The organism is Streptomyces sp. NPDC001732 (assembly GCF_053596315.1).
This window is the reverse complement of record NZ_JBSFFY010000054.1, coordinates 22179-46752: the sequence shown is the minus strand read 5'-3', so window position 1 is coordinate 46752 and position 24574 is coordinate 22179. Positions and strand designations below refer to the sequence as shown.

General features: G+C 68.6%; 19 protein-coding genes and 4 pseudogenes. 9 read left to right on the top strand and 14 right to left on the bottom strand.

The window, feature by feature from the left end; all coding sequences use genetic code 11:
* Both ACWCXX_RS32210 and ACWCXX_RS32205 read right to left on the bottom strand, forming a co-directional pair.
* Positions 1–139, bottom strand: a pseudogene (locus ACWCXX_RS32210) (IS630 family transposase); the annotation flags it as partial.
* A 227-nt stretch (positions 140–366) separates the two neighbouring features.
* Positions 367–1722: pseudogene (locus tag ACWCXX_RS32205) on the bottom strand (IS1380 family transposase).
* Positions 1723–1828: 106 nt separating this feature from the next.
* On the opposite strand from ACWCXX_RS32205, the pseudogene ACWCXX_RS32200 reads away from it, so the two are divergent.
* Positions 1829–3181: pseudogene (locus tag ACWCXX_RS32200) on the top strand (DUF4158 domain-containing protein); the annotation flags it as partial.
* Positions 3182–3337: 156 nt separating this feature from the next.
* Here ACWCXX_RS32200 and ACWCXX_RS32195 read toward each other — a convergent pair.
* The 8 genes and pseudogenes from ACWCXX_RS32195 to ACWCXX_RS32160 all read right to left on the bottom strand — a co-directional run bounded on the left by ACWCXX_RS32195 (position 3338) and on the right by ACWCXX_RS32160 (position 12403).
* A pseudogene (locus tag ACWCXX_RS32195) lies at positions 3338–4416 on the bottom strand (IS630 family transposase).
* 72 nt (positions 4417–4488) lie between these two features.
* Positions 4489–5052, bottom strand: coding sequence for a cysteine hydrolase family protein (locus tag ACWCXX_RS32190; protein WP_451133438.1), 564 nt, complete (start codon positions 5050–5052; stop codon positions 4489–4491).
* Positions 5049–5180, bottom strand: a complete 132-nt coding sequence (locus ACWCXX_RS32185; RefSeq protein WP_451133436.1) for a hypothetical protein — start codon at positions 5178–5180, stop codon at positions 5049–5051. Before ACWCXX_RS32185 ends, ACWCXX_RS32190 begins: the two co-directional genes overlap by 4 nt.
* Positions 5181–5402: 222 nt before the next feature.
* On the bottom strand, positions 5403–5795 hold the full coding sequence (locus tag ACWCXX_RS32180; RefSeq protein WP_451133434.1) for an alpha/beta fold hydrolase: 393 nt from the start codon (positions 5793–5795) through the stop codon (positions 5403–5405).
* A 644-nt stretch (positions 5796–6439) separates the two neighbouring features.
* Positions 6440–7816, bottom strand: coding sequence for an amino acid permease (locus ACWCXX_RS32175; protein ID WP_451133432.1), 1377 nt, complete (start codon positions 7814–7816; stop codon positions 6440–6442).
* 146 nt (positions 7817–7962) lie between these two features.
* Positions 7963–9156 (bottom strand): alanine racemase, encoded by a 1194-nt coding sequence (alr, locus tag ACWCXX_RS32170; protein ID WP_451133440.1) that lies wholly within the window; start codon positions 9154–9156, stop codon positions 7963–7965.
* Between the two features lie 195 nt (positions 9157–9351).
* Entirely contained in the window at positions 9352–10968 is a 1617-nt protein-coding gene (locus ACWCXX_RS32165) for a PucR family transcriptional regulator (protein ID WP_451133430.1), read from the bottom strand.
* 319 nt (positions 10969–11287) lie between these two features.
* Positions 11288–12403 (bottom strand): alanine racemase, encoded by a 1116-nt coding sequence (locus tag ACWCXX_RS32160; RefSeq protein WP_451133428.1) that lies wholly within the window; start codon positions 12401–12403, stop codon positions 11288–11290.
* Positions 12404–12624: 221 nt separating this feature from the next.
* Between ACWCXX_RS32160 and ACWCXX_RS32155 the strand changes: the two genes are divergently transcribed.
* Entirely contained in the window at positions 12625–13251 is a 627-nt protein-coding gene (locus tag ACWCXX_RS32155) for a helix-turn-helix domain-containing protein (protein WP_451133426.1), read from the top strand.
* 138 nt (positions 13252–13389) lie between these two features.
* Here ACWCXX_RS32155 and ACWCXX_RS32150 read toward each other — a convergent pair whose 3' ends face one another.
* Entirely contained in the window at positions 13390–14148 is a 759-nt protein-coding gene (locus ACWCXX_RS32150) for a GntR family transcriptional regulator (protein ID WP_451133424.1), read from the bottom strand.
* Positions 14149–14362: 214 nt separating this feature from the next.
* On the opposite strand from ACWCXX_RS32150, the gene ACWCXX_RS32145 reads away from it, so the two are divergent.
* The 6 genes from ACWCXX_RS32145 to ACWCXX_RS32120 all read left to right on the top strand — a co-directional run bounded on the left by ACWCXX_RS32145 (position 14363) and on the right by ACWCXX_RS32120 (position 21167).
* The gene (locus ACWCXX_RS32145) at positions 14363–15517 is read left to right on the top strand and encodes an ABC transporter substrate-binding protein (RefSeq protein ID WP_451133422.1); all 1155 of its coding nucleotides are present in this window, start codon (positions 14363–14365) and stop codon (positions 15515–15517) included.
* A complete protein-coding gene (locus ACWCXX_RS32140) occupies positions 15514–16452 on the top strand; it encodes an ABC transporter permease (RefSeq protein ID WP_451133420.1) in 939 nt (312 codons plus the stop codon). The genes ACWCXX_RS32145 and ACWCXX_RS32140 overlap by 4 nt, the downstream gene beginning before the upstream one ends.
* Positions 16440–17267: an ABC transporter permease gene (locus ACWCXX_RS32135; protein WP_451133418.1), complete on the top strand. Its 828-nt coding sequence runs from the start codon at positions 16440–16442 to the stop codon at positions 17265–17267. Before ACWCXX_RS32140 ends, ACWCXX_RS32135 begins: the two co-directional genes overlap by 13 nt.
* Positions 17264–18400 (top strand): ABC transporter ATP-binding protein, encoded by a 1137-nt coding sequence (locus tag ACWCXX_RS32130; RefSeq protein WP_451133416.1) that lies wholly within the window; start codon positions 17264–17266, stop codon positions 18398–18400. Before ACWCXX_RS32135 ends, ACWCXX_RS32130 begins: the two co-directional genes overlap by 4 nt.
* A 189-nt stretch (positions 18401–18589) precedes the next feature.
* A complete protein-coding gene (locus ACWCXX_RS32125; protein WP_451133414.1) occupies positions 18590–19279 on the top strand; it encodes an HAD family hydrolase in 690 nt (229 codons plus the stop codon).
* A gap of 4 nt (positions 19280–19283) precedes the next feature.
* Entirely contained in the window at positions 19284–21167 is a 1884-nt protein-coding gene (locus tag ACWCXX_RS32120; protein ID WP_451133412.1) for a phosphocholine-specific phospholipase C, read from the top strand.
* Positions 21168–21457: 290 nt separating this feature from the next.
* Here ACWCXX_RS32120 and ACWCXX_RS32115 read toward each other — a convergent pair whose 3' ends face one another.
* The 3 genes from ACWCXX_RS32115 to ACWCXX_RS32105 form a co-directional block, all read right to left on the bottom strand.
* Complete coding sequence (locus tag ACWCXX_RS32115) at positions 21458–21601, bottom strand: hypothetical protein (protein ID WP_451133410.1); 144 nt, start codon at positions 21599–21601, stop codon at positions 21458–21460.
* A complete protein-coding gene (locus ACWCXX_RS32110) occupies positions 21598–23100 on the bottom strand; it encodes a carboxylesterase/lipase family protein (protein ID WP_451133408.1) in 1503 nt (500 codons plus the stop codon). Before ACWCXX_RS32110 ends, ACWCXX_RS32115 begins: the two co-directional genes overlap by 4 nt.
* A 380-nt stretch (positions 23101–23480) precedes the next feature.
* Positions 23481–23768 (bottom strand): hypothetical protein, encoded by a 288-nt coding sequence (locus tag ACWCXX_RS32105; protein WP_451133406.1) that lies wholly within the window; start codon positions 23766–23768, stop codon positions 23481–23483.
* Between the two features lie 54 nt (positions 23769–23822).
* On the opposite strand from ACWCXX_RS32105, the gene ACWCXX_RS32100 reads away from it, so the two are divergent.
* Positions 23823–24554, top strand: a complete 732-nt coding sequence (locus ACWCXX_RS32100) for a MerR family transcriptional regulator (protein WP_451133404.1) — start codon at positions 23823–23825, stop codon at positions 24552–24554.
* Positions 24555–24574 lie beyond the last annotated feature (20 nt).

The following is a 24574-nucleotide window of genomic DNA, read 5'->3' as shown; positions in this document are numbered from 1 at the left end:
AGCGGACACTGACCCGCAGATCCCTGGCAATCGCTGTACTGCCCTCGCCCCGGGCGAACCGCTCGGCCGCCTGGAGCCGTAACTCCTCGCGGAACTGCTGCCGTTCGGCCGTCAGCCCGCCCCCTTGTGGATACCGCATGCCCCGGTGGTACCGCACGGACGACCAGCCGTCACCCCCTACGACACCACGAGTTCAACCGCAGTAACCTCGAAGTTTCGTGACGGTCCGTCGGTTTGCCCGGCGGGCCGTTTCGGCTTGTCGGAGCGGTTGTGGGCAGGCTGATTGCCCGGCTGTCGCGTCGGGTGGGCGCCGGGTTCCACGGCTCCGGGCGGTTGGTGCTGCTCGCAGGGACGGGAACGTGCTGGTCAGCCGGGGTTCGGGAGACCTTCGAGGCGTGCGAAGGCATCTGCGATCACGTTGGTCCAGGACCAGTGGCGTGCGAATCTCAGGTGCCGGCGGCGGGCGGTCGTGACGATCTGGACGGCGGCGGAGAAGAGGCGGAGCCGGAGACGGCCGGGCTCCCACCTGCGAGGTTCGCCGGTCAGAGCGAGCATGGGCATCCACGCGAGGAGATCGAGGGCGATCTGGACGATCTCCAGCCAGATCTGGTTCTGCGTGGTGTCGTGCAGGGGCAGGTTGCGCAGGCCGGTGGCGCGGGCGGCGCGGATGCGGTCCTCAGCACGTGCCCGCTGGCGGTGCCGCAGTTCGAGTGCGGCGATCGGGACGCCGGTGGTGTTGGTGGCGAACGCGGTGAGCCGCAGCCCGTCGGCGTCGGTGAAACGCAACTGGGCTCCGGGGTGCGGGCGTTCCTTGCGGACGATCAGCCGCATCCCCTTCGGCCAGCCGCCCAGGACATCGCCGTCGAGCTCTGCGGCCCAGGCGCCGTCACGGATCTCCCCGTCCGGCTCGACGGCCACCGTCCACGCGGCGGGCGGGATCTTGAGGATGGCCTCGTGGATGGCGTCGGTGATGGTCATGCCGACCTAATACGACAGCCACCTGCCCCGCCGGGCGAGCCAGGCGACGAACTCGTGGGTGCCGCCGCCGGAGTCGGTACGGATCAGTATCTTCCGTCCGCGCCGGTACTTCTTGGGGAGCTGGGCCAGGGCCTGTTGGGCGGTGGTGATGTGGTCGGCGGCGGCGTTACTGCCCGTGTTCCCGGTCCGCAGCAGGCCGGCGACCGGTTCCTCGCTTCCGCCACTGCCGTGGTCGACGAATCCCATCAGGGGGTGATGTCCGAAGGTCTTCTTCCAGGTCGCGGTGGCGCCCTGCTTGTCGGAGTGGGCCAGCACGAGCACTCCGTCCAAGTCCACGATCACCTGCCCGCCCGTGTCGGGCGCCGCGTTCTTGGCCACATTCCAGACGTGCTCAGGCGCTTCGGCCCGCGCGGCCCGTATTGCGGAGAGGGCCTTCGGCCCAGCCGCGGCGAGGGGGTCGATCAGGCGCGAGACGGTCGGATCGGACGCCACCAGCCCGAACACAGCTGGCTCGGCCCGCAGCATGGCCACGTCCGCCAGGCAGTCCCCGCCCAGCGCGACCGCCAGAGCCACATCCAGCAGGACCTTGCCCGGGTCGTGCACCGCCCTGGGCTTGCGCCACGGCACGAGCGCCGCCGACATCGCCTGATCCAGCCCGGCCTTGCGGACTGTCTCGACCAGCAGCACGCCACCAGCCTGGGACACGGCCGTGGGGACCAACGGAGCAGCCAGTATCGGTGAGATTGATCATGGTCGGCTCGCTGTGATCCACTAGCACGAGCGATCTGTTGTGTGTGGGTGTTCGCTGAAAGATCCTCGGCTCCTTGATGTGGGTGGTTACGTCCGTCGTATGCCGGTGGAGTTTTTATCTGATGAGCAGGCTGAGGCGTACGGCAAGTTCGCTGAGGAGCCCACGCGCCCGGAGCTGGAGCGCTTCTTCTTCCTGGACGACGTCGATCGCGATCTGATCGCGCTGCGGCGTACGAAGCATCACCAGCTTGGCTTCGCCCTCCAGATGTGCACAGTGCGGTACGTGGGGACATTCCTGGGCGAGGACCCGCTGGAGGTGTCGTGGCCGGTGGTCGAGCACCTGGCCGAGCAGTTGCGGATCGAGGACCCGTCGTGTGTGAAGCGGTACACGGAGCGGCGGCAGACGGTGTACGACCACGCGTGGGAGATCCGCGACGCGTACGGCTACCACCCGTACGAGGAGCATGCGATGGGCCGGAAGTTCCGAGCGTTCCTGCACGGGCGGGCGTGGACGGCGCACGCGGAGGGGCCGAAGGCACTGTTCGATCACGCGGTGGGCTGGCTGCGCAGGAACCGGATGCTGCTGCCGGGCGTCTCGGTACTGGCGCGGCAGGTGGCGGAGGTCCGCGCGGTCGCGGAGAAGCGGCTGCACGCCACGGTCGCGAAGGCCGCCCGGCGGGCGGACCCGTCCCTGGCAGGGGACCTGGTCGGGCTGCTGAAGATGCCGGAGGGCAAGCGGTACTCGTACCTGGAGCAGCTGCGCCGGCCGCCGACGCGGACCACGGGCACCGCGATGAAGAACGCGCTGCAGCGGGTGGATGAGATCGCCGCGTACCGGCTGGGGCGGGTGAAGCTGAACAAGGTCCCGCCGAACCGGCTGTCGGCGCTGGCCCGGTACGGGCTGGGCACGAAGGCGGCGAAGCTGGAGCGGGCCTCGGAGCCGAAGCGCACGGCGATGCTCACCGCGGTGATGCGGCACCTGGAGGCCAAGGCGATCGACGACGCGATGGACCTGTTCGAGATCCTGATGGCCACTCGGCTGATCAGTACGACGAAGCGGGCCACGGACAAGGAACGCCTGTCCACGCTGCCGCAGCTGGAGAAGGCGGCCAGGATCACGGCCAGGATCTCGAAGGTGGTCATCGAGGAGCTGGAGCTGCTGGAGGAGACCGGCTGCGATCCCGATCGGGCCGCGTTGTGGCGGGCGCTGGAGGAGATCGCGCCACGGGCCGTGCTGTCCAGTGCAGCGGCCACGGTGGTGAGCCTGGTCCCGGAGGACGACGACTCGGCGGAGATCAGCATGCGCAACGCGCTGGCGCTGCGCTACAACACCGTCAAGCCGTTCCTGGCGCTGCTCGGTGAGACGCCCATGCTCGGGGCGGCGACGAATGGTGACGGCGTTGCGGCCGCCGACACCCGATGCGTTCTTCGACTTCCGCACGATGAAGTCGGCGGCTTCGCCCAGGACGAAGCCGCCACCACCTCAGAGGTGATGACGGCTTGGGGGCGATGAGTGGAACAGGCGCGGTATACCCCGTGCTCGCCCTCGGCGGTGACATCGGTCCTGGTTCTGCCATGCCTCGCATGGACTGCTACTGACTTCGGCGTATTAGGGTCTGTCCGGTCTATCGAGAGCGAGGCCCGTCCCGGCGAGGAATCCGCCGAGGATGCCGTGCCGGTACTGCAGTGCTTTGAGCCGCCTGCGGAGCAGAGTCTCCAGCTCGTTGAGGGTGCGGGCGGCCAGGTTGGCCAGGCTCCGCTTGATGTGCGCCCACAGGCCCTCGACCGGGTTGAGGTCGGGCGCATACCCGGGCAGCAGGACCACCGTCAGCCAGTCCCGCTCGGCCACGAGTGCCTTCATCGTCTTGGAGATGTGGGTGTTCAGCCGGTCCCACACCACGATCAGCGGGGCCTTGAGCAGTTGGTGGGCGCCATCCAACAGGCGTACGTAGTCCGCCTCGCCCAGCGAGCGACGCTCGCCCTTGCGGCCGGTATGCCGACGCAGCCGGTAGCACAGACGGGCGGGCAGGCCCGGCCGGAAGCACAGCAGACCGGCCACCGAGAGACGTCCCCGGCTGCGACCGGACACCTTGACCCTCGGAGTGATGCCGCGCCGACCCCAGGTGCGGCCCTTGGGCGGCCGACCGGTCACGCCCGCTTCGTCCTCGAAGCAGATGAACGCGCCGGTCGCCGCCCGGAGGGTCTTACCTCCCGCCAGGTCACCTCCCGCCATGCGGTGATCGCGCCCTCGTCGCGTTCGGCGGCGGGCCGGGCGGGCATCTGCACGCTGTAGCCCATGCGGTGCAGCAGCCGAGTGACCCCGGAGACGCTGTAGGAGAGGTGGAACTTCCGCCCGATCAACGTGCGTACCCGCGCGGCGGTCCACACCTGGTCGTCCGCCCAGCCGTGCGCGGCCGGCCCCTCATCAAGCCACATCGCGAGCTTGGCCCGCAGGTACGGGCCGAGCCGACAGCCGTAACCGCAAGGGCCTCTGGAACGCAGCGCCTCGCGTCCGCCCGTCCTCCAGGTGCGGCGCCACTGGTAGACCGACTTCTCACTCACCCGTAACTCCCGGGCGATGCAAGGGACTTACACGCCCCCATCGAAGAGGTCAACGGCCCGCATCCGTACCTCTTCCCGGCGCCTGCGCTGCTCGGCGGTCAGCCCGCCCCCGTCCGAATACCGCATGCCTCCGGCGTACCAGCCCGGACGGACCGCGTCACCCCTCCCGACACAAATCCAGACCCCGAAACGCCGAAATCAGTAACGGGGTGTGGTGGCCTTGAGCCAGTCGTCGGCGGTGACGACGTCCGCCCACTGCGGGAACAGCCTCTCGGTGAGGAACCGGTGGACCTCGGCGTCGGTGTCCAGACAGGCGTCGGAGAGGACGGTGAGGCCGAAGTCCAGGTCGTTGGCCTGGCACAGGGTGTGCAGCACCACGGCGCTGGTGGCGATGCCGGTGAGGACGAGGCTGTCGATGCCACGTGCCCTGAGCACCACGTCGAGGTCGCTGCCCGAGAACGCGCTCGCCCGTCTCTTGGTGACCACCACCTCGCCCGGCAGGGGCGCGACCTCGGGGTGGATTTCGGTGCCGGGGTCGCCCTCGACATGGAGCCCGGCTCGCGCGACGGCGGTGAGTGCCCTGTTGCGCGGGTCGACTTCCGGGAAGCCCGGACGCAACGCGATGACCACGTAGATGACGGGAATGCCTGCTGCCCGTGCACCATCGATCGCCCTGCGTAGGCGCGGCAGGTAGCCGGAGCCGTCGTCGGCGATGTCCACGACGGCCCGCTGGACGTCCATCACGAGAAGGGCACTGCTCATACGGTCTCCAGGAACGACATCGGTTCGGCGTGGAAGCGGGCGGGGTCCTCCGCGCCCGGGTCGTGCACGGCCAACGGCACCGTGGCAGTGTGCCCGCGGGGGACGAGTTCCGCCAGGCGGCCTGCCACGGCGGGGTGGTCCGGTGCGTCCAGGGCACCGTTGATCGCACACAGGAGGACGGCGATCCGGGGCGCGCTCCCAGGTGTCCGTGACGGGTACCCGATGGTCCGCTGCGCCCGGTGCGTGCTTGCCGAGCGTGCCGAGTGCCATCTCCCGCTCCCGTCGAATCGGGTCGGCATCGATATCGGCCAGGTCGCGGTGCGGGCCGGTGGTGAACCGCTGGAACGCATCTACCCAGCCGGCCACGTCACCCGTGGCCGGCGCCCGCGCCTGGGCCGAAAGGAAATCCGGCGCCCCCAGGTCCTCGAAGACGGCTCGCTGGTGCCGACACTGCTGACGACGACCTCGCGGACCAGATCCGGGTGTTCCAGCGCGCAGTCGACGGCGGTGGCCCCACCCATCGACACCCCGACGAGTACGTCCAGGCCGCGCAGCAGCGCGGCGACATCGTCGGCGGGCCGGAACGGGCCGGTCGCGTTGTCTGAGCCGCCGTACTCGCGGGGGTCGAACGCGATGACCTCATGGCGTGCGGCGAAGACATGGATCGCTCCTCCGCATGCGGAGATCGAGGAAGCCGCCGTGCAGGAACCCAGAGGCGGCCCCGAACCGACCTCGCGGCGCATCGGCAGAACCACTGCGCCCGGCCCGCGTTCGAACGAGCACTCGCTGATCGCGGCGACGTGGAGCAGCTGTGTGGTTCTCGGTGTCTCTCCACCCGGTGCCGACACTGCTCATACCAGCAGCGCGCCAGGCAGACCGTTGAGCCGGTCCGTGGCCGGGTACCCACCCGCCGACGATCACATCTTGGAGCTCACACCCGACGACCGATGTCCTCCCGCCGAAGGAGCCCACCACGCAACTGAGGAAACAACAACCACCCCTGCCGCCAGCCGAACCACCCGCGTGATCATTCTCGCGGGTTCAGGTGTCGCCACTGCTTATTCTGTGTTCTGGGCGTTCATGGGACTGGGCCACGGGATGAGCCGCCTGGGCTGGGCAGCGGGGCCTTGTACGACGGCAGCCCCGCTCACCCTGACGTCAACGGCATTTGGAGGGTAGCCGCGCAGAACGGGTGCGATCACTCACCCGGCATGCTGGGTTGGTTCGCCGACTTCGCCAGCCGGATTGCCGATCGAAAGCCGACCACACACCACTCCGACGCACACCAGCGGCGATGTGGGACGAACCGGTAAGGCCCGCCCTCGCAGGAGGGATGGAGCGATGGCCGTGGCCCTGAACCACGAACCATCGCTCCGCGCGGGCGCTCTCAGGCCTTGTCCTCCCGAGGCGCGCGGTCAGGAGCCGGGCAGCGAACGGTCGGGCCGGGGGAGCTGGTATCCGCCGGTCGGCTGCGGCGGGCTATGCGGTAGCCGACTGTGAGGACCGCCGCCCAGCACGGGGCCACGTACCACGCGATCCTCTGATCGGCGTCAAAGGCGAGCAGGACGGCCACGAAGGCGAGAAAGACGAGGACGAAGTAGTTCGAAGCGGGCGCCAGCGGCATGCGGAAGGTGACCGGTTGCAGTCGCCCGGCGCGCACGGCCGCCCGGAACCGCAGGTGGGCGCAGACGATGACGCCCCAGGTGAAGAGGGCGGCGATGGTGGCCACGCTGGTGATGTACGCGAAGGCCTTGTCCGGAACAACATAGTTGGCGGCAACGCCGATGAGCATGACGGCCATCGAGGCAAGGATTCCGGGAGCGGGCACTCCCTGGCGGTTGATCTTCACGAACACGGTCGGTGCGTGCCGGTCCCCGGCCAGAGTGAACAGCATCCGGCCGGTGGAGAAGATCCCGCTGTTGCAGGAGGACAGGGCCGCCGTCAGGACGACCACATTGACGACACCGGCCGCCGCAGGGATGCCGATCTTGGCAAAGACAAGTACGAACGGGCTTGTATCTGGGTCGAGTTGGTTCCACGGGACCAGGGCCATGATGGCGATGAGCGCGCCGAGGTAGAACAGGGCGATCCGCCAGATCACCCGCCGCACGGCCGAGGGAAGAGTCTTTTGGGGGTCCTGGCTCTCGCCGGCGGTGACACCGAGAAGCTCGACACCGACGAAAGCGAAGACGACGACCTGGAGGGCCAGCAGCGGTCCTGCCGTACCGTGCGGGAAAAACCCACCGTGCGTCCAGATGTTGCTGAGCGACGCGGTGTCGCCGAGGGGGCCGAATCCAAAGACCAGGATGGCGGCCGCTATCACCAGCAGCGCGAGAATGGTCAGGACTTTGATCAGCGCGAACCAGAACTCGAATTCGCCGAACATGCGCACTGCGGCGAGGTTGACCAGGCCCAGAACGGCCAGGGCGACGAGCCCCGGCAGCCACTGGGGAACTTCGGGCCACCAGTAGCGGACGTAGATGCCCGCGGCGGTCAGCTCGGCGGTACCGGTGACGACCCACATCAACCAGTAGCTCCAGCCGGTGGCGAAGCCGGCCCAGTTGCCGAGGAACTCCTCCGCGTAGGTCGCGAACGAACCGGACACGGGCCGGTACACCAGCAGTTCGCCCAGGGCGCGCATCACGAAGAAGACGGCCAGACCCGCGAGGGTGTAGGTGACCAGCAGGCCTGGACCGGCCTCGTGGAGTGCTTGGGCCGAGCCGAGGAACAGGCCGACGCCGATCGTTCCGCCGATGGCGATCATCTGGATATGGCGGGGTCGCAGGCCGCGATGCAGGTCTCCCGGCGGCGAGGAGGCGGAGGCCTCTGGCACAGGGGACTGAGGAGAATGCGATACGGGTCGGTGAGGCATGCAGGTGCTTTCTGATGGGGAACGGTGACGTGGTGACGTCAGCGTTCGGTCTGGCTCGAACCGTCGGTGTACGTGCGCGGCACCCGGGCGCCGATGCGGGTGACGATCTCGTGCGAGAGGGTCCCGGCGGCACGTGCCCAGTCCTCGGCGCCGGGCTCTCCGCGGTCTCCGGGACCGAAGAGGACGACCTCGTCGCCGACCGCCGCGGTGTCGTCGCAGAGGTCAAGGACGAACTGGTCCATACAGACCGTGCCTGCCACCGTGCGCCATCGGCCGGCGGCGAGCACCGGTCCGGTACCGGAGGCATGCCGGGGTACGCCGTCGCCGTAGCCGAGAGGAACCAGGCCGAGAGTCGTCTCGCGGGATGTGCGATAGCGGTGGCCGTAGGAGACTCCGTGCCCGGCGGGGACGCGCTTGACGGAGGCAAGCCGTGCCGTGAGCGTCATCGCCGGACGCAGCCCCAGGGCTGTGGGACCGGCCGACTCGGGTATCGGGCTGAGCCCGAAAACCGCGAGGCCGGGGCGCACAAGATCGAAGTGGGTCTGTGGAAGGGCCAGCGTGGCGGCCGAGTTGGCCAGATGCACGACCTCAGGGCGCAGCCCGGCCTTGCGCGCCAGCGCGACTGCCTCGCGGAAGGTCTCCAGTTGCTTGTCGGACTCGGGGTGGCCGGGGGAGTCGGCATCGGTGAGGTGGGACCACACACCGACGACCCGGACATGCCCGGATGCCTCGGCGCGCGCCGCGGCGTCCAGCACCTCGGGCCAGTCGGCGCAGGAGGCGCCTCCGCGCCCGAGACCGGTGTCGATCTCCAGGTGCAGCAGGGCGGGCCGGCCTGCGGTATCAGCGGCACGGGCCGCCGCCTCCACGGCCCACGTGGCGCCGGCCGACAGGTCGATCCCCGAGGCCACGGCTGAGATCCAGTCGTCACCGGGAGTCAGCAGCCAGGCCAGGATCCGGCTGCCGATGCCGGCCGCGCGCAGCGCCAACGCCTCGTGCAGGCGCGCGACGCCGATCCACGTGGCGCCGCCGGCCAGTGCTGCTCGGGCGCAGGGCACCATGCCGTGTCCGTAACCGTCGGCCTTGACCACGGCCATCACTTCGGCGGCGCCTGCCGCATCGTGCAGCCTGGCCGTGTTGGCGCGCACGGCCGCGAGATCGATCCGCGCTTGTGCGAGCGGCGTGTGCTCCTGCTCAGGGTCCGCGCGGTCGCCGACCTCGTGGGGAATGCCGATCGTCACGCCGTTGTCCTCCCATGGAATTTCACCGATGCCCGGCTGAGTTGCGGGTGGAGCCATGGTGGCGACGAGGGGAACACGCCGTCATCGTGTGGACGGCACCGTCCTGCGACGGCGGGGAGTGCTGCTGGAACAACGGGGGCGGGGGATCGCTGACTCGCCCGAATGGAAGTGGGGTCCTGACGGACTGCGTCAAGCGCCGTATCGTGCCTCGGGACGCGGGGCACCGTCCGGTCCGTACCGACGGGCGGTGAGCTGCAGCAGCAGCGCGGAACGGACCTCGGGGCAGTCGAGCCGCAGATCCACGGTGTCCTGCAGTCGGCGCATCCGGTGGCGGAGTGTGTTCGGGTGGATGTGCAGCCGGGCGGCGGTGGCCCTTGGGTCGCCCATCTCCTCCAGCCACGTCTCCAGCGTCGGCACATAGCTCGTGCCGCACTCGTGATCGTGGTCGACCAGTTGCCGCAGTGGTCCGGTGCCCATGACCCGGGCAGCCGAGGCTGCCATCGCCACTCGCCGGAGGACTGCCTTGGCCCACACATCGTCGTGGACGGCCTCGGTGCCCGTGACCAGGCCCGCCGCGAGCAGCCCGAGGGTGTCGTCGGCCTGCTCCCGGGAGGCGGCCAGTTGGTGAATCGTGGTGGCGAGCCCGCCCACGGCGACCAGTGGCGTCGCCCGGCCGGCCGTGTCGCCGAGTGTGCGCAGCCACCCACAACGGCTTCCGGAGGCGGAACCCACCACCTCGGCGTGGACGATGCCGTAGACGACGTCGCCGATCACGGCGGCGGGCGAACGCAGGCGCGATCCGGGGAACCGGGAGAGCCGTTCGCGTACCGTCAGGCGCTTCCTCTCGGCCTCGTCGGTGTCCTCGCACTGCACGCCCACGGCGATCACGCGCCATGGGCCGGCCGTCAGGCCGAGGAGGCGGGCCGCGTCGGCGGCTCCGTCCTTCCCGTGCAGGACTCGTGCCACCAGGTCCGTCAGGGCGAGGCGCTCCCGGTCGGCCTCCGCGCGCCGACGCAGCAGGTGCAGCGCCACGGCGTCGGCGGCGTCCGACAGCGCCGCTGCCCGGTCGTCCGGGACCGGACCCGACACGATCGCCCAGATCGAGCCGAGGACGTCCCCTCCGGCGTGGACCGGTAGCACGAGCCGGGGCTTGGTCCCCTCCATGACGGCGGGAACGTAGATCGGTCTGGTGTCCTGGGCGATCCGGCGGAAGACTCCCTGCCGCCGGAAGTGCGCGTTCACCTCCTCTGGGACATGCCGGCCCATGATGGTTGCCACCCGTGCCTCGTCGCCGCGCTCCTGGCGGGTCGAGTAGGCCAGTACGCGGGAGTTGTGGTCCTCGATGGTGACGGGGGCGTCGATGATGCCGGAGATCGCGTCGGCCACACCGAACAGGTCTCCGGCCTCGGCCGCGCCCAGGTCTGCGGCGGGCTCCGCGAGCCCCTTGCTGTCGAGTGCTGCGCGCAGCAGCGACACCACCTGCGTCCAGCCTGCCTGCTGCGAGACCTGCACCAGCGCGACGCCTGCGGCGCTTGCCGCCGCGATCACCTCCGCGTCGGCCGCCGCCGGGGTTTTGAGGAACACCGCGCCCGCGGACCGCCGGGCACACCGCGACACCAGCCGCAGGACTGCCTGCCGGTCGATCACGTTCACGCCCAGAACGAGATCGCCCGCACGCAACTCCAGTTCACCGTCCGGTTCCGCGATCACCACGTCGCCCACTGGGACCGATGTGTCCTCGGGAACGCACACCGCTGACAGCACGGCCGACCCGACGGTGTCGAGAATGCGCTGCAGACCGATCATGAGCCACCACCTGTCACCGAACAGTCCACCCCTCGTGCACCGCGCCCACGAGCCGTGGCCGTCGGGGGGACTGCTCGGCTCGGCCTGCTGGTACTGGATTCCTCGGACTGAACCCTGCGAGCTTGCGGATCCCGGCCTGCCGGCTCGCCCCGATCACGGCAACAAACAGGAGCAGCCGCAGGGAGATCGCGCAGGAAGCCGACGCCACGCAAGCACAGCCTGCTGTGTTGTCCGACCCTGCAGGTCGTCGCCCGCATCCTGCTCATTCCACGCTCCTCAGCCACGGGGCCGACTGCCGCGGTGACGGTCAGGCCATCACTCAGCGGAATCGGGGGTGCCACACGTCCTGTATGCGGCCTTCGCCGTCGACCACGTTGATGTCGGGCCACCGGTCGAAGGCGGAGCAGGGGTGTGAGATTCCGAGGTCGACCTGGTCGCCCACGTTAAGGCCGTGGGCGTCGGTGAGGACCAGGTGGTGGTCGTAGATGTGCGCCGCGGTGGCCCGCGCGCCCGGCCGCGGCGCACCTTGTGCGTCGTGGGAGCCGATGAGGACGGGCAGTCCGGCGTCGTAGGGCAGTTCGCGTTTCCCGGCGCCGACGACGACCTGTCCCGGTTCCGGCGCAGACAGTACGACCGCCCGGACGGTCAGTGCCGGGCGCAGTTCCGGCAGCGGTGATACGTGGGCGTACGTGCCGTGGTCGTGTGTGACGTAGCAGCCCGATCGCAGCACGGGCACCATCGGCGGGAAACCGGACGGCCCCGCGAGATCCGAAAGCGCATCGACAACCCGGTCGGGGAAGGCGGAGCCGCCCATACTGAGGATGGGCAGCGCGATTTCGAACAGAGGTGCAAGACTGCGGAAGAGCGAGACTGCATCCCGGCAGTGTGCGTCGACGTCTGCGATCGTGAGTGCGTCCCGGCGATTCGGCCGAATGCCCTCGTAGCCCGCGACACCTGCCAAGAGGATTCCCGGTGATGCCTGGCATGCCGTGGCGAGAGCGTACGCCGCGGCGGACTCCCGCGTCCCGGTCCGTCCTCCTTGCGTGCCCACGTCTATGAGGACGCGCAGGGGGTTACGGGCTCCCTCCATGACCTGTCGTGCCAGGTCCACCCCGACCATCGAGTCCACGAAGCAGTACAGCTCGAGCCCTGGTGTTTCATCGAGCCACCGCCGCAAGAGGACGAGGTCGCAGTGGTGGATCACCTCGTTGGCGATGATGACGCGCCGTACCCCCCAGCCGAGCGCTATGCCGCACTGCCTTGCCGTGGCGACGGTGACACCCCACGCCCCCGCTGCCATCTGCCGCTCGACGATGGGGCGCGTCATCGTGGTCTTGATGTGCGGGCACAGTTCCACGGCCCGATCACGGCACCAGTTCGCCATGAGGCGCACATTGTGTTCCAGTGCCCGTACGTCAATCCGAAGCTGGGGCATCTCCGGCACTCCGCATACGGTGGGTGCCGTGTCGTCGTGGTCCATCAGTCCTCCGGGTTTCCATTCGCCGGGCGAGCACTCCTCTGCGGAGCCCGCCGAACGCATGCCCTGCGGAGCCTCCCGTCACCGGATGGTGAAGCCAGGAGCAAGCAGGCGAAATGTGTTCTTTCGGATGAAATCGTCGTGCGCCCTGACGCTCGGCTGCACAATATAGTGGATCCATGTTCTGTTTACTGGATGAAGGGATCTGTAACGTGCCTGCTGACGATCTTCGGCCGACTCCGCCAACGTCCTCGCCCGATGGCGGCATCGGCCAGCACCTGCGCCGGGAACGCCTGCGGCGAGGCCTCACTCTGGAGCGGCTCGCAGAGGAGACGGGCTTGTCCCGCAGCTACCTCAGCAACGTGGAGCGGGAGGTGAACAGTCCCACGATCAACACCTTGCGCACGATTGTCGACGCCCTCGGCACGACCCTCAGCCAGCTCTTTCATGCGGTCGACCGTGAACGACGGGTGCTCACGCGTCCTCACGAACGCGTCGAACTCACCCGCGCGGGTGTGCAGGGCATCACCTATACGCTCTTGAACCCCAGCCCCATGGGACGACTTGAGATGATGATGCTGGAGGTGGCTCCGGGAGCAGCCTCCGGCGACAACCCACACACCCATGCCGGAGAGGAAGTCGGCCTCCTTCTGGAGGGAGAGCTGGACTACTGGATCGACGGTGTGCACTACCGGTTGCAGCCCGGTGACTGTGTCAGCTTCGACTCCGCCACTCCGCACCGGTACCACAACCCGGGCACAACCCCGGCGGTCTGTGTCTGGTCGGAGACACCGCCGAGATTCTGAGAAGTGCTGAACCGGCCGCACGACCGCAGCGGCGCCTCGGCCGGGGGTGCCGGAACTCGGCTCAAAGCCTGTCGGGTGACCTTCTACGGCCGGTCCGCTCGGTCGCGGCCGGCACGCTGATCATTCCGGAACGATCAGTCAGCCGCGTCGGCGCGACAGTGCCGTCGTCGCCACTGAATTGTGCACCGTGAAGGCAACCGTGCCCGGCAGAAAGCGGTCGTCCGACCACATCAACGGTCTGCCCGCCTGATCCGTGGCTCGTCGCCGCTCCCGCATCAGCGGCCCATCCGGGGCACAGCCGAGCAGGCGCGCATCGTCGGCGTCGGCGTAGACGAGGTCAATGGTGTGTTCCGTGTCCGCGAACACCGCTCCTTCCTGCGCCAGCGGATCGGTGTGTGAGATCGCGTGGGGATCCAGGCGTTCGATCAGGAGGCCAATGCGCTCGGGATAGATCGTCCGCTCGATCATGACCGGAACGCGCGACAACGTGCGCAGCCGGAGTACCCGGTAGATCAGTTCCCCGGGCCCGAGGCTGAGTTGCTCGCATTCCAACGGTTCCGCGGGACGGCGTTCGATGTCGATCGTGCGGCCGCCCGGTTCTTCTCCGAGCGAGCGCGCCCAGCGGGTGAAGCTCAGCAGTTCGTAGAAACTCTGCGTCCGCGCCGTGCCGAGAACGACGCGACGCGTGCCTCGCCGGGAAGTCACCAGGCCGTTGGCGCGCAGCACGGCCAGCGCCTGACGGACGGTGCCGCGTGACACACCGTACTGCTGGGCGAGCCGCTCCTCACTGGGCAGCCGACCGTCCGACCCGTAGGCTCCGTCAGCTATGGCCTCGCGCAGGTCGGCCGCCAACCGTCGGTACCGGGCTCCGGTGGTACCGCCCCCCGCGACTGCCATCCCGCTCTCCCTTTCCTCAGTCGCCCCTCGACGCTCTGAGATGACCCTATCCGCTCTCCGAGCCTGGCTCACCGGCCAGGCCCCCCCGTTGAACGGTCCGCGATCTCTTCCCGAGAGGCTCCTCCGCGCGTTCGTCGGCGTTCATCTTCCGTACACCGAGCCCCTAGGTAATGAGTGAAGTTGTACAGCCAACTTACTCACCTAGGAGACTTCAGTGAGACTGCACCACGCTCGCTCCCTGAGCCTTGCCTGCGCCCTTGCTGCGGCCGCGCTGGGACTCAGCGCATGCGGCCTGACCAGTGCAGATGGTGCAGGAGGCAGCGGAAGCAAGGCTGCGACCGCCACCTCGGCAAAGGACTTCGGCGGCATGGATGCCCTCGTCGCAGCCGCGAAGAAGGAGGGCAAGTTGAACGCCATCGCCCTTCCTCGTGACTGGGCGAACTACGGCCAGATCATCGACACCTTCGAGAAGAAGTACGGCATCGAGGTCGAGGTCGAGAACCCCGACGCCTCCAGCCAGGACGAGATCAATGCGGCCGCCTCCCGCAAGGGCCAGGACCGCTCCCCGGACGTCATCGACGTGGGCAGGGCCTTCGCCATCAGTGCGGCCGGGCAGAACCTGCTGGCGCCGTACCGCGTCTCCGCCTTCGACCAGATTCCGAAGGCCCAGAAAGACGCTCAGGCCCGCTGGTACAACGACTTCGGCGGATACGTCTCGATCGGGTGTGATGCGACCCGGGTCAAGAAGTGCCCGAAGACCTTCGCCGACCTGCTCGATCCGCAGTACAAGGGCAAGGTCGCGCTGACCGGGAACCCGACGAAGTCCGGATCCGCCTTCGGCGCCGTGTACGCGGCGGCGCTCGCCAACCACGGTTCCTTCGACGACATCGAACCCGGCCTGGACTTCTTCACCCGACTGAACAAGGCCGGCAACTTCAACCCCGTCGAGTCGACCCCTGCGACCATCCAGAAGGGAGAGACTCCCATCAGCATCGACTGGGACTACCTCAACGCCGGTTACGCCGACGCGTTCCGCGCCAAGGGCGTCGACTGGAAGGTGAGCGTCCCCACCGTCGGCGCGTACGCCGAGTACTACTCCCAGGCCATTGTGAAGTGGGCACCGCACCCGGCCGCCGCCCGCCTGTGGCAGGAGTTCCTCTACAGCCCCGAAGGCCAGAACCTGTGGCTCAAGGGCCACGCCCGCCCCGTGCTCATGCCCGCGATGCAGAAGGCCGGCACGCTCGACACCACCATCGCTGACAAGCTTCCGCAGGCACCCGAAGGCACGACGGCGTTCCCGACGGAGAATCAGCTCAGCACGGCCAAGCAGGCCGTCGTCCAGGGCTGGGGCCGGGTCGTCAACGGATGAGTGCCCTTCAGACGGTCGCCGCAGGCGACAACCCCACTCGCCCCTCCGGCGGCAGAACGCCTACCCGGATCGGTTCCGCCCGACGGTTGCGCCTTCCGCGCTCGGCAGGCTGGCTGGGCGCCGTTCCGCTGCTCGTCTTCGCCGCGGTGGCGTTCGGACTGCCCGCCGGGACAATGGTGTTCGGCGCCTTCACCACGCCCGATACCGCGCCCGGCGGGGCCCACTTCACCGGCGCCAACATGAGCGCCTCGCTGCAGGGCTCCTACTTGACCGCGCTCATCGGAAGCATCAAGCTCTCAGCCGTCTCCGCGCTGATCGCCACAGTCGTCAGTCTGCCGATCGCCCACGCGGTCGTGACCTCACGATTCCGCGCGCTGCGCGAGGCGATCCTTGCGGGCGCGGGCGTACTGGCGAATTTCGGCGGTGTGCCCCTCGCCTTCGCATTCGTGGCGACACTCGGCAACGCCGGGGTGCTGACCACCCGCTTCGATCTCCTCGGACTCGGCTGGAATTTGTACGGCTTCTGGGGCCTGACCCTCGTCTACCTCTACTTCCTGATTCCGCTCATGGTGCTCACACTGGCCCCCGCTCTGGAGGGGCTGCGGCGGCACTGGCGTGAGGCTGCCCACAACAACGGCGCCAGTTCCTTCAGGTACTGGACGCACGTCGCCCTGCCGATTCTCATGCCATCGCTGCTCGGTGGCTACGTCTTGCTGTTCGGCACCGCGTTCAGTGCCTACGCCACCGCCGCCGCGATGGTCGGCAGCTCGGTACCACTGGTCACCATGCAGATCGCGGACGCGCTCTCCGGCAACGTCCTGGTCGGCGAGGGCAACGTCGCCTTGGCGCTCGGTGTCGACATGGTGCTGGTCGCAGGGCTCGTCATGGCCATTCAGGTGCCCTTGCAGCGTAGGAGCGCGCGATGGCTCGCTTGAACCGAACCGGATACGGGCGGGGTGCCGTGCTGCTGCTCACTGGTGTGTACTTCCTCGTCCCGATCGCATGCGCCATCAGCTTCAGCGTCGGAATCGGCGGCCCCCGCCAGACTGTCGGCTTCGACGCCTACACCGGCATTTTCAACGCCGACGGCTTCACAGCCAGTCTCACCCTGACCCTGAAACTGGCCACAGCCACCATCGCGCTCGTTCTCGGTCTGCTCGTACCGGCCTTGGTCACGGTGCGGCTGGCCGCTCCTCGTCTGCGCGTGCTCGTTGAGATCGTGTGCATGCTGCCGTTGGTCGTGCCCGCCGTCGCCCTGGTCGCGGGGATCAGCACGGTGCTGCGCTGGGGGCCCGACCACTTCGCCGGCACACCCCTTTTCCAGCTCATGGTTGCGCTCCAGGCCCCGGAATTCCCGCTCGTCCTGGTGTTCGCCTATTCGTTGATGGCGCTGCCGCTGGCATACCGCACGCTCGGCACAGGGCTGTCGGCCGTCGACCTGCGCGTACTCGTCGAGGCCGCACGGTCCTGCGGGGCCTCATGGCCGCGCACCCTCGCCCACGTGGTGCTGCCCAACCTTCGCGGGGCACTGCTCAACACAGCGTTCCTGACCCTGGCACTCGTGCTCGGCGAGTACACCGTCGCAGCGGTTCTCGGCTACCAGCCGTTCGCCGTATGGATCGTCGCCATCAGCGGCGCGCAGGCCCAGATGTCGGTGGCCGTGTCGATGGTCGGCCTCCTCGGCACCTGGGTTCTGCTGCTGGCGATCAGCGCCACCGGACGCACGCGCCTCCCCAAGGAGACCTCATGACCGACCTTCTCACCGATCCGACCACCGTCGGCCCGACCCGAGCCGGCTCCACCGTGGAGTTCCGGGGGCTGCGCCGCACCTTCGGCACCACGACGGCACTGGACGGACTGGACCTGGACGTCCGCCCCGGCGAACTCCTGGCACTGCTCGGCCCGTCCGGCTGCGGCAAGACCACCGCACTGCGCACGGTCGCCGGCTTCGAACGACCTGACGCGGGCAAGGTACTGGTGGACGGCGAAGACATCACGCGTGTTCCCGCACATCGCCGTGACGCGGGCATGGTGTTCCAGTCGTACAGCCTCTTTCCGCACATGAACGCCCTCGACAACGTCGCCTTCGGGCTGCGGATGAGCGGGACGGGCAAAGCCGCGCGGCGGACTCGCGCCGCGGAACTCCTGGAACTGGTGGGGCTGGCGCACCACGCCGCCCGCTACCCGCGCCAGCTCTCCGGTGGTCAGCAGCAGCGCATCGCGCTGGCCCGGGCTCTGGCCCTGCGGCCACGCGTCCTGCTGCTCGACGAGCCGCTGTCGGCGCTCGACGCACAGGTACGGCAGTCACTGCGCGAGGAGATTCGTCGTCTCCAGCAGCAACTGGGCATCACCACACTGTTTGTGACGCATGATCAGGAAGAGGCCCTGTCCATGGCCGACCGGGTCGCGGTGATGCGCGCCGGAAGACTGGAGCAGTGCGCACCGCCCGCAGAGCTGTACGAACACCCCGCGACCACGTTCGTCGCCGAGTTCGTGGGAGTGATGAGCCGTATACCGGCCAGGCCGGGGGCGGACGGCGGGACTGTATGCGCGTTCGGCCGCACGCTGCCGGTGCGCGGGATGCTACCGGGCTTGGCCGGAGCCGACGGCGAAAGCGGCGAACTGGACGTACTGGTACGCCCTGAAGCAGTCGGGGTCACGACGGACGGCGATGGCACTTCCCGGATCGTGGGCGCAGCCTTCCTGGGCGCGACGACCCGGCTGACCGTACGCCTGGCCGAAGGCACCGAGGTGATGGCAGATGTGCCGACTCACTCGACGGCCGGACTCCCCGTCGGTGCGACGGTGACGCTGACGCTTCCCGACCGGCCGGTGTTGGTGGATCGCCACCGCCAGCCAGACGGCCGCGGCGATGGAAGCTGACACCTGCAGCACGGCCGCGGCGATGGACGCTGACGTCTCCAGCACGGCCACCGCAATGGAAGCCGACGCCTCCAGCCACCTCTGCCACCCGACGCCACCTTCGTCTCGGACCCGCCCCGCCGACCCTGCCGGCATTCGATGCGAAGAGCCTCCACTTCCACCCGATCGCCACGCACCGGAGAAACATCCATGAACCACCGCAACCCCACCGCCGGCCGTCCCGCTGCCGTGCTGTTCGACATGGACGGCACGCTCGTCGACACGGAGCGGCTGTGGTGGGCCGCAGTGCAGCAGATCGCAGACGCGATCGGGCGGCCCCTGACCGATGCCGACACGCCTCACGTGCTCGGCCGCCCGGCGGCGCACACCGCGGCTCACCTCCACCGCACCGGCGGCCCTACGGCCCCCGGCCCCGGCGTGCTTGCCACCGACCTGGACGCGGCGTTCGCCGCTCTGGTCGCCCAGGACGTCGTCCCCCGTCCGGGCGTACTGCGCCTGCTGGACGAACTGGTCGCAGCCGAGGTCCCCACGGCGATCGTCTCCGCGTCACCGCGCCATGTCGTCGACCTCGTCCGCAAGGCCCTGGGCGAAGAGCGGTTCACCTTGACCTTCGCCGTCGAGGACACCGCCCGCACCAAGCCGGCGCCCGATCCCTACCTCGCGGCGGCCGCCGCCCTCGGCGTTGATCCGGGCGCCTGCGTGGTCGTCGAGGACACGCCCACGGGTGTCGCCGCGGCCGAGGCCGCCGGGTGCGCCGTGCTGGCCGTTCCCTCCACCGTACCGATCCCCTCCGTGGCGGGGCGGATGGTCATCGACTCTTTGGAGGGGGCAGATCTGCGTCTGCTCGCGTCCCTGCCCACTGCCACGAAGGGGAATTGACACCATGGACGACATCCGCCACGTCGTGGTCCTCATGCAGGAAAACCGAAGTTTCGACCACTACTTCGGCACGCTGAACGGCGTGCGCGGGTTCGATGACCGTCAAGCACTGACGTTCCCGAACGGCGACAGCGTCTTTCGCCAACCCGCCCTGTCCCGCACCGACGGCGGCGTCCTGCTGCCCTACCGGATGGACTCCACGAAGTTCAACGCGCAGAACGCCGACGGCCTGCCCCACGACTGGGAGTCCGGACACGACGCCATCAACAACGGCGCGATGAACCGCTGGACCTCCGCCAAGGGTGAGCAGAGCATGGGCTATCTGACCCGTGAGGACATCCCTTACCAGTACGCGCTCGCCGACGCGTTCACCCTCTGCGACGGGTACTTCTGTTCCCTGGCCGGACCCACCAGCCCCAACCGCCTCTACCTGTGGACCGGCACGGTCGGCCCGGGGCGCGACGGCACCACCGGGCCGTGGATCGACAACACTCCGCTGCCCGAGAGCCCGGTATGCGACTGGACAACGTACGCGGAGCGCCTGTCGGCGGCTGACGTCTCCTGGCGCGTCTACCACACGCCCGGACTCGACGAGCGTGACGGCAACTATGAGGACAATGCTCTTGAGTACTTCAGCCAGTTCCATGCCTTCGACAAGGACGACCCGCGCTACATCAACGCGATGACGAAGTGGGACCTTGCGGCCTTCGATGCGCACTGCAAGGACGGTACGTTGCCGACGGTGTCATGGCTGGTCTCGCCGTACCTGTTCTGCGAGCACCCGACCGCCAGCCCCGCCTACGGCGCGCACTGGGTCAACACCGCCCTTCAGTCGGTGTTCGCCAACCCCGAGGTGTGGCGGCACACCGTCTTCCTCGTGATGTACGACGAGAACGACGGCTACTTCGACCACGTCGTGCCGCCCTTCCCACCCGCGGGCACCCCCGAGGAGTTCGTGGACGGGCAGCCGATCGGGCTGGGCAACCGCGTGCCGCTATGGGTGATATCCCCGTGGTCGCGCGGCGGCTGGGTCAACTCCCAGGTCTTCGACCACACCTCCGTGCTGCGCTTCCTGGAGCTCGTCACCGGCGTGCGAGAACCCAACATCTCGCAGTGGCGCCGCGCCGTTTGCGGAGACCTCACCAGCTGCTTCGATTTCACCCGGCCCGACTACTCGATCCCCACGCTCCCCGACACCCGCGCACTGATGGAGCAGGCCGACGCAGCGCAGGAACTGCCGCCCGTGCGGCTTCCGGCCCCAGGCACACAGGACATGCCGACGCAGGAACCCGGCGGTCCTCGCCCACAGAGGCCGCTGCCCTACCGCCCATGGGCCGACGTCGCGCTGGACCGCGCCACCGGCAAGGTCACCTGCACCCTCACCAACGAGGGAAGCGCGGCCTTCCACTTCACAGTGTTCCCCAACATCGTCAGGCCGTTCGCCGGAACACCGCTCACCGTCGCGCCGCGGAGCACCGCCACCTATGAATGGGACGCCGTACGCACCGGCGGTCGCTACGACTTCACCGTCCACGGCGCAGACGGATTCGTCTGCCGCTTCGCAGGGACCGTTGCCGCGGTCGATCAGAACGAGGCTGCCGCGCCTCAGGTGACAGCGGTCCTGCAGGGCAGCAAGCCGGAGAACGCGTCGGTCGCGTTGCTGCTGGCCAATGAGGGTGGGACGGCAGCGCGCTTCACCGTCACCCCGAACGACCCCGGCGGCGTGGCACTCACTCGGCTGGTAGGCCCACGCGAGAAGGTCCCCTTGACCTGGCCCACGGAGGGCGGGCGGTATGACATGACTGTCACGGCTGATGGTGACACCGGCTTCGTCCGGCGATATGCCGGGACAGTGCACGCGACCCCGGACGCGACGCCGGACCTTTAGGTTTCCGACGTCATCGGGTCCGGACCGGCGCTCATGAAAGATTTCAGTGCGCGCCGGCGTTGCCGGGACCCGGCGCCGGACAAGGCAGGACCCGCTCCAGGCGCGGGCCCTGTCCTGTCGCGCGGGTCGGACGTAGCGGGCCTGACCTGAGCGCGTTCGGCGTTGCCCGGCGCGGTGGCCGAGTGAGGCCGGGGGAGATGAGCCGTTTGGGCTCGCCAGGCGGGGGAGGTATCAGAAGAGAGAGCTGGGTCCAGGCGGATTCACGGGACACGAGCCGCAACGGCACGCCATCAGTCCGCGGGCTCGGTGAGCATGCGTCGCCCGGCGGAGCCGGTTCCGTGGTGGAGGAGGGAGGCGGCGCCGTCGGCTCCCACCGTGTCGCCGATGAGGCTTTGTTCGACGCTGAACTGGCGCAGGGCGCGCCCCCGGTTCACGGACGAAGGACCGGGAAGTCGGCCCCGGCCCAAAGAGCACGGACCACGGCGGGCCTGTCGTCGGTGGGGTCATCGTCGGTGCTCCATATTTTGGCCTGGGCCGTGGAGTTGTTGACCGATGGCCAGCCCGGGTTTCCGGTGGAAGCGAAATCGGACCACGCACGCACCATGCGACGTGCCAGTCCATGGTCTGCGGAGGTGGGTGCGCCGCCGATGAGGAATGCCAGGCAGTCGCTGTCCAGGTTGCCGAAGGCGAACGGGATGTCCGCACAGTGCCAGGCCCGTACGACCCCGTGCGGGCCGGTGCGCCGACGATCGAAACGCGACAGGAACGCCCGGCCGCCGGCTTGGGCATGAAGCTCGGCGAGTCGGTTGCTGTACTCGCCGAACAGCAGATCACCGAAGACGGCGAGGTAGACGTCGAGCACCGGGGCATGGGGCATCGCGGCGCGATAGCCGGCCACCAGGCCGTCAGGAAGGCCGAAGTCTTCAGCGAAGAGAGCAAGCTGTTCATCGGTGGTGATCTTGGCACTGCTGCCGACGGCGTCGAGCAACCAGTACTCCTCCGTGGTGTGGCAGACCAGCAGGTCCACTCCCAGAGTCGCGCCGGCGGCCATCCCCGTGAGGGGGTCGGTGGTCAGGACATCGCCGTCAAGGACTGGGGCGTAGAGCGAGGGGTCGTAGTGGCGGGATCCGGAGGCCGAGTCATGCCGGTAGTCGTCGATCACCTGGTCGGAGGCGGTGATCAGGGCCTGGGGAGTCACAGATGTCAGGCCCTCGGGTGTGGCGGGGCAGCCCGCCGCCGCAGCGACCTCGCGAGTGGTTGCCGCAGCGATTTCGAGCGTGTAGCAAGGGCTGGCGGCGCTGTGGGCGATGGCACGGTGGAACAGGCCACGGGCGCGATCCATCACCATCAGGCAGGCAACCGATGCGGCCCCGGAGGACTGGCCGGCGACCGTGACGTTGTCCGGATCGCCACCGAAGGCGGCAATGTTCTCACGAACCCAGCGCAGGGCGGCGACCTGGTCGAGCAGGCCCCGGTTGTCCGGGTAGGTGGTTGCTTCGCCGGCCGGGATGTGACCGAAGCCCTCGAAGCCGAGCCGGTAGTTGAGAGTGACCACGACCAGACCGGCGCGGGCCAGCGCGGTGCCGTCGAAGTCGGGTTGGGCTGAGGACCCGAAGGTGTAGGCACCACCATGGATCCAGACCAGGACGGGCAGGCGGCCGCCATCCGGGGCCGGAGTCCAGACGTTGACGGTGAGGATGTCCTCGTCGTCGGGAGACCACACGGGTGCGCCGGGCAACTGCGCCGACTGCGGGGCGATGGGCCCGAATTCCGTGCAATCCCGCACTCCGGTCCACGCCGGTGCCGGGAGAGGTTCCAGGAACCGGTTGGCGCCGAACGGCGGGGCGGCGTACGGGATGCCAAGGACGGCGACGATGTCGGCAGAGGCCCGAAAGCCCTGGGCCGAACCGTTCTTCGTCTTGAAGGTGTCCATGAAGACTGCCTCTCGCTACACGCCAGATCACCGGGGGCTTCAGCTTCGCATCGCAAGGCGCACCAGGACCAACATCAAAATCATGATGATTGACGCATCAGTGATGTCAATTCCCCGCTGCTACCACGGCCTACTGGGGGGCTCTCGTATTCAACTATCGTCAGTTCCCCGAGGGGCCAGCCTTCTGGTGACCGTGTGTGGCCCCCGGGGCGTATCGGCTCCATGTCCGGCCGATCTCGTTGCGGAGCCGAGTGGTGGTTTTGCTGTGGTAGCCGAGGCGTCTGCAACGACGGGGGCGCGCACCTCCCGCAGTTGTTGCCGGATGGCGGCGCCGAGGTCGGCTGCGGCCAGGACGCCCACCTGGATAAGGAATGCGGACCTCAATCCCGATGCCCGTCAACGGGTGCCTTCAGCAGCCGGTCCAACTCGTTCCCGGCCTCGTCGTACCCGGCGTCGGCGATCCGTTGCAGCTCGCGCAGATCGCCGGTCGCGGCCGCGCGCCGAGTGAGCAGGAACCCGGCGTGCCTGGACCCTTCGTCCAACAGCTCGCTCAGCTCCTCGTAGTCGCCAGTTGTGTCGGCGAGGCCGGCCAGCCGGTCCAAAGCGGTCTCATTCCCCTCATCGGCCAGCTCGCGCAGGGTCTCCCGATCGAAATTCATGTTCGTCATGACGCCATGCTGCAACCCTGCCCCAGGGGAAGGGTCAAGTGGAACTATGGCCGGGTGATCACCATCGGGCAGCTGGCCAGGTACGTCGGAGTGTCGATCAAGACCATTCGCGTGTATCACGACAAGGGGCTGCTCCCCGAGCCCGACCGCGATGCGTCCGGCTACCGGCGGTACGGTGCGAACGATGCCATCGACCTGATCAAGATCCGGACACTCGCCGAAGCCGGTGTCCCCCTGGCCCGTATCCGGGACCTGAGATCAGCGACCGACGAGGAATTCCGGCAGGCGCTGCGCGAGATCGACGACGAGCTCACCGCCCGTATCCGTGGCCTGCGGGCAACACAGGGGCGCCTGCACCAGCTTGCCGCAGGGCATCTGGCACCGCTGCCCACCGAGGTCGATGCCCATCTGAAGCAGCTGGCCCGCTGGGGATTCACACCTCGGTGGGTGGACCTGCAACGCGACCTGTGGATCCTCGTGTTCGCCACCCACCCGGACCGCGCGATCACACTGTTTCACGACCAAGCCGAGACCCTGGCCGACCCGGTACTGCGGCAGCTCTTCCTCAGCTATGACCACGCGCACGACCTGAAAGCCGACGATCCCCGCATCGACGACCTGGCCCGCCGGATCGCCGATGCGACCCGGGAACGCTACGGACCCGACGAACTGCCCGAGTTGGACGCAGCCTCCGAGATTCCCGCTCTCATCCAAAGCACGGTCCGGGCCTCGTCCCCGGCATGGCAGCGACTCGACACGCTCATTCGCGCACAGCTGGACGCGTGACTCGACGTGTACAGACGCAC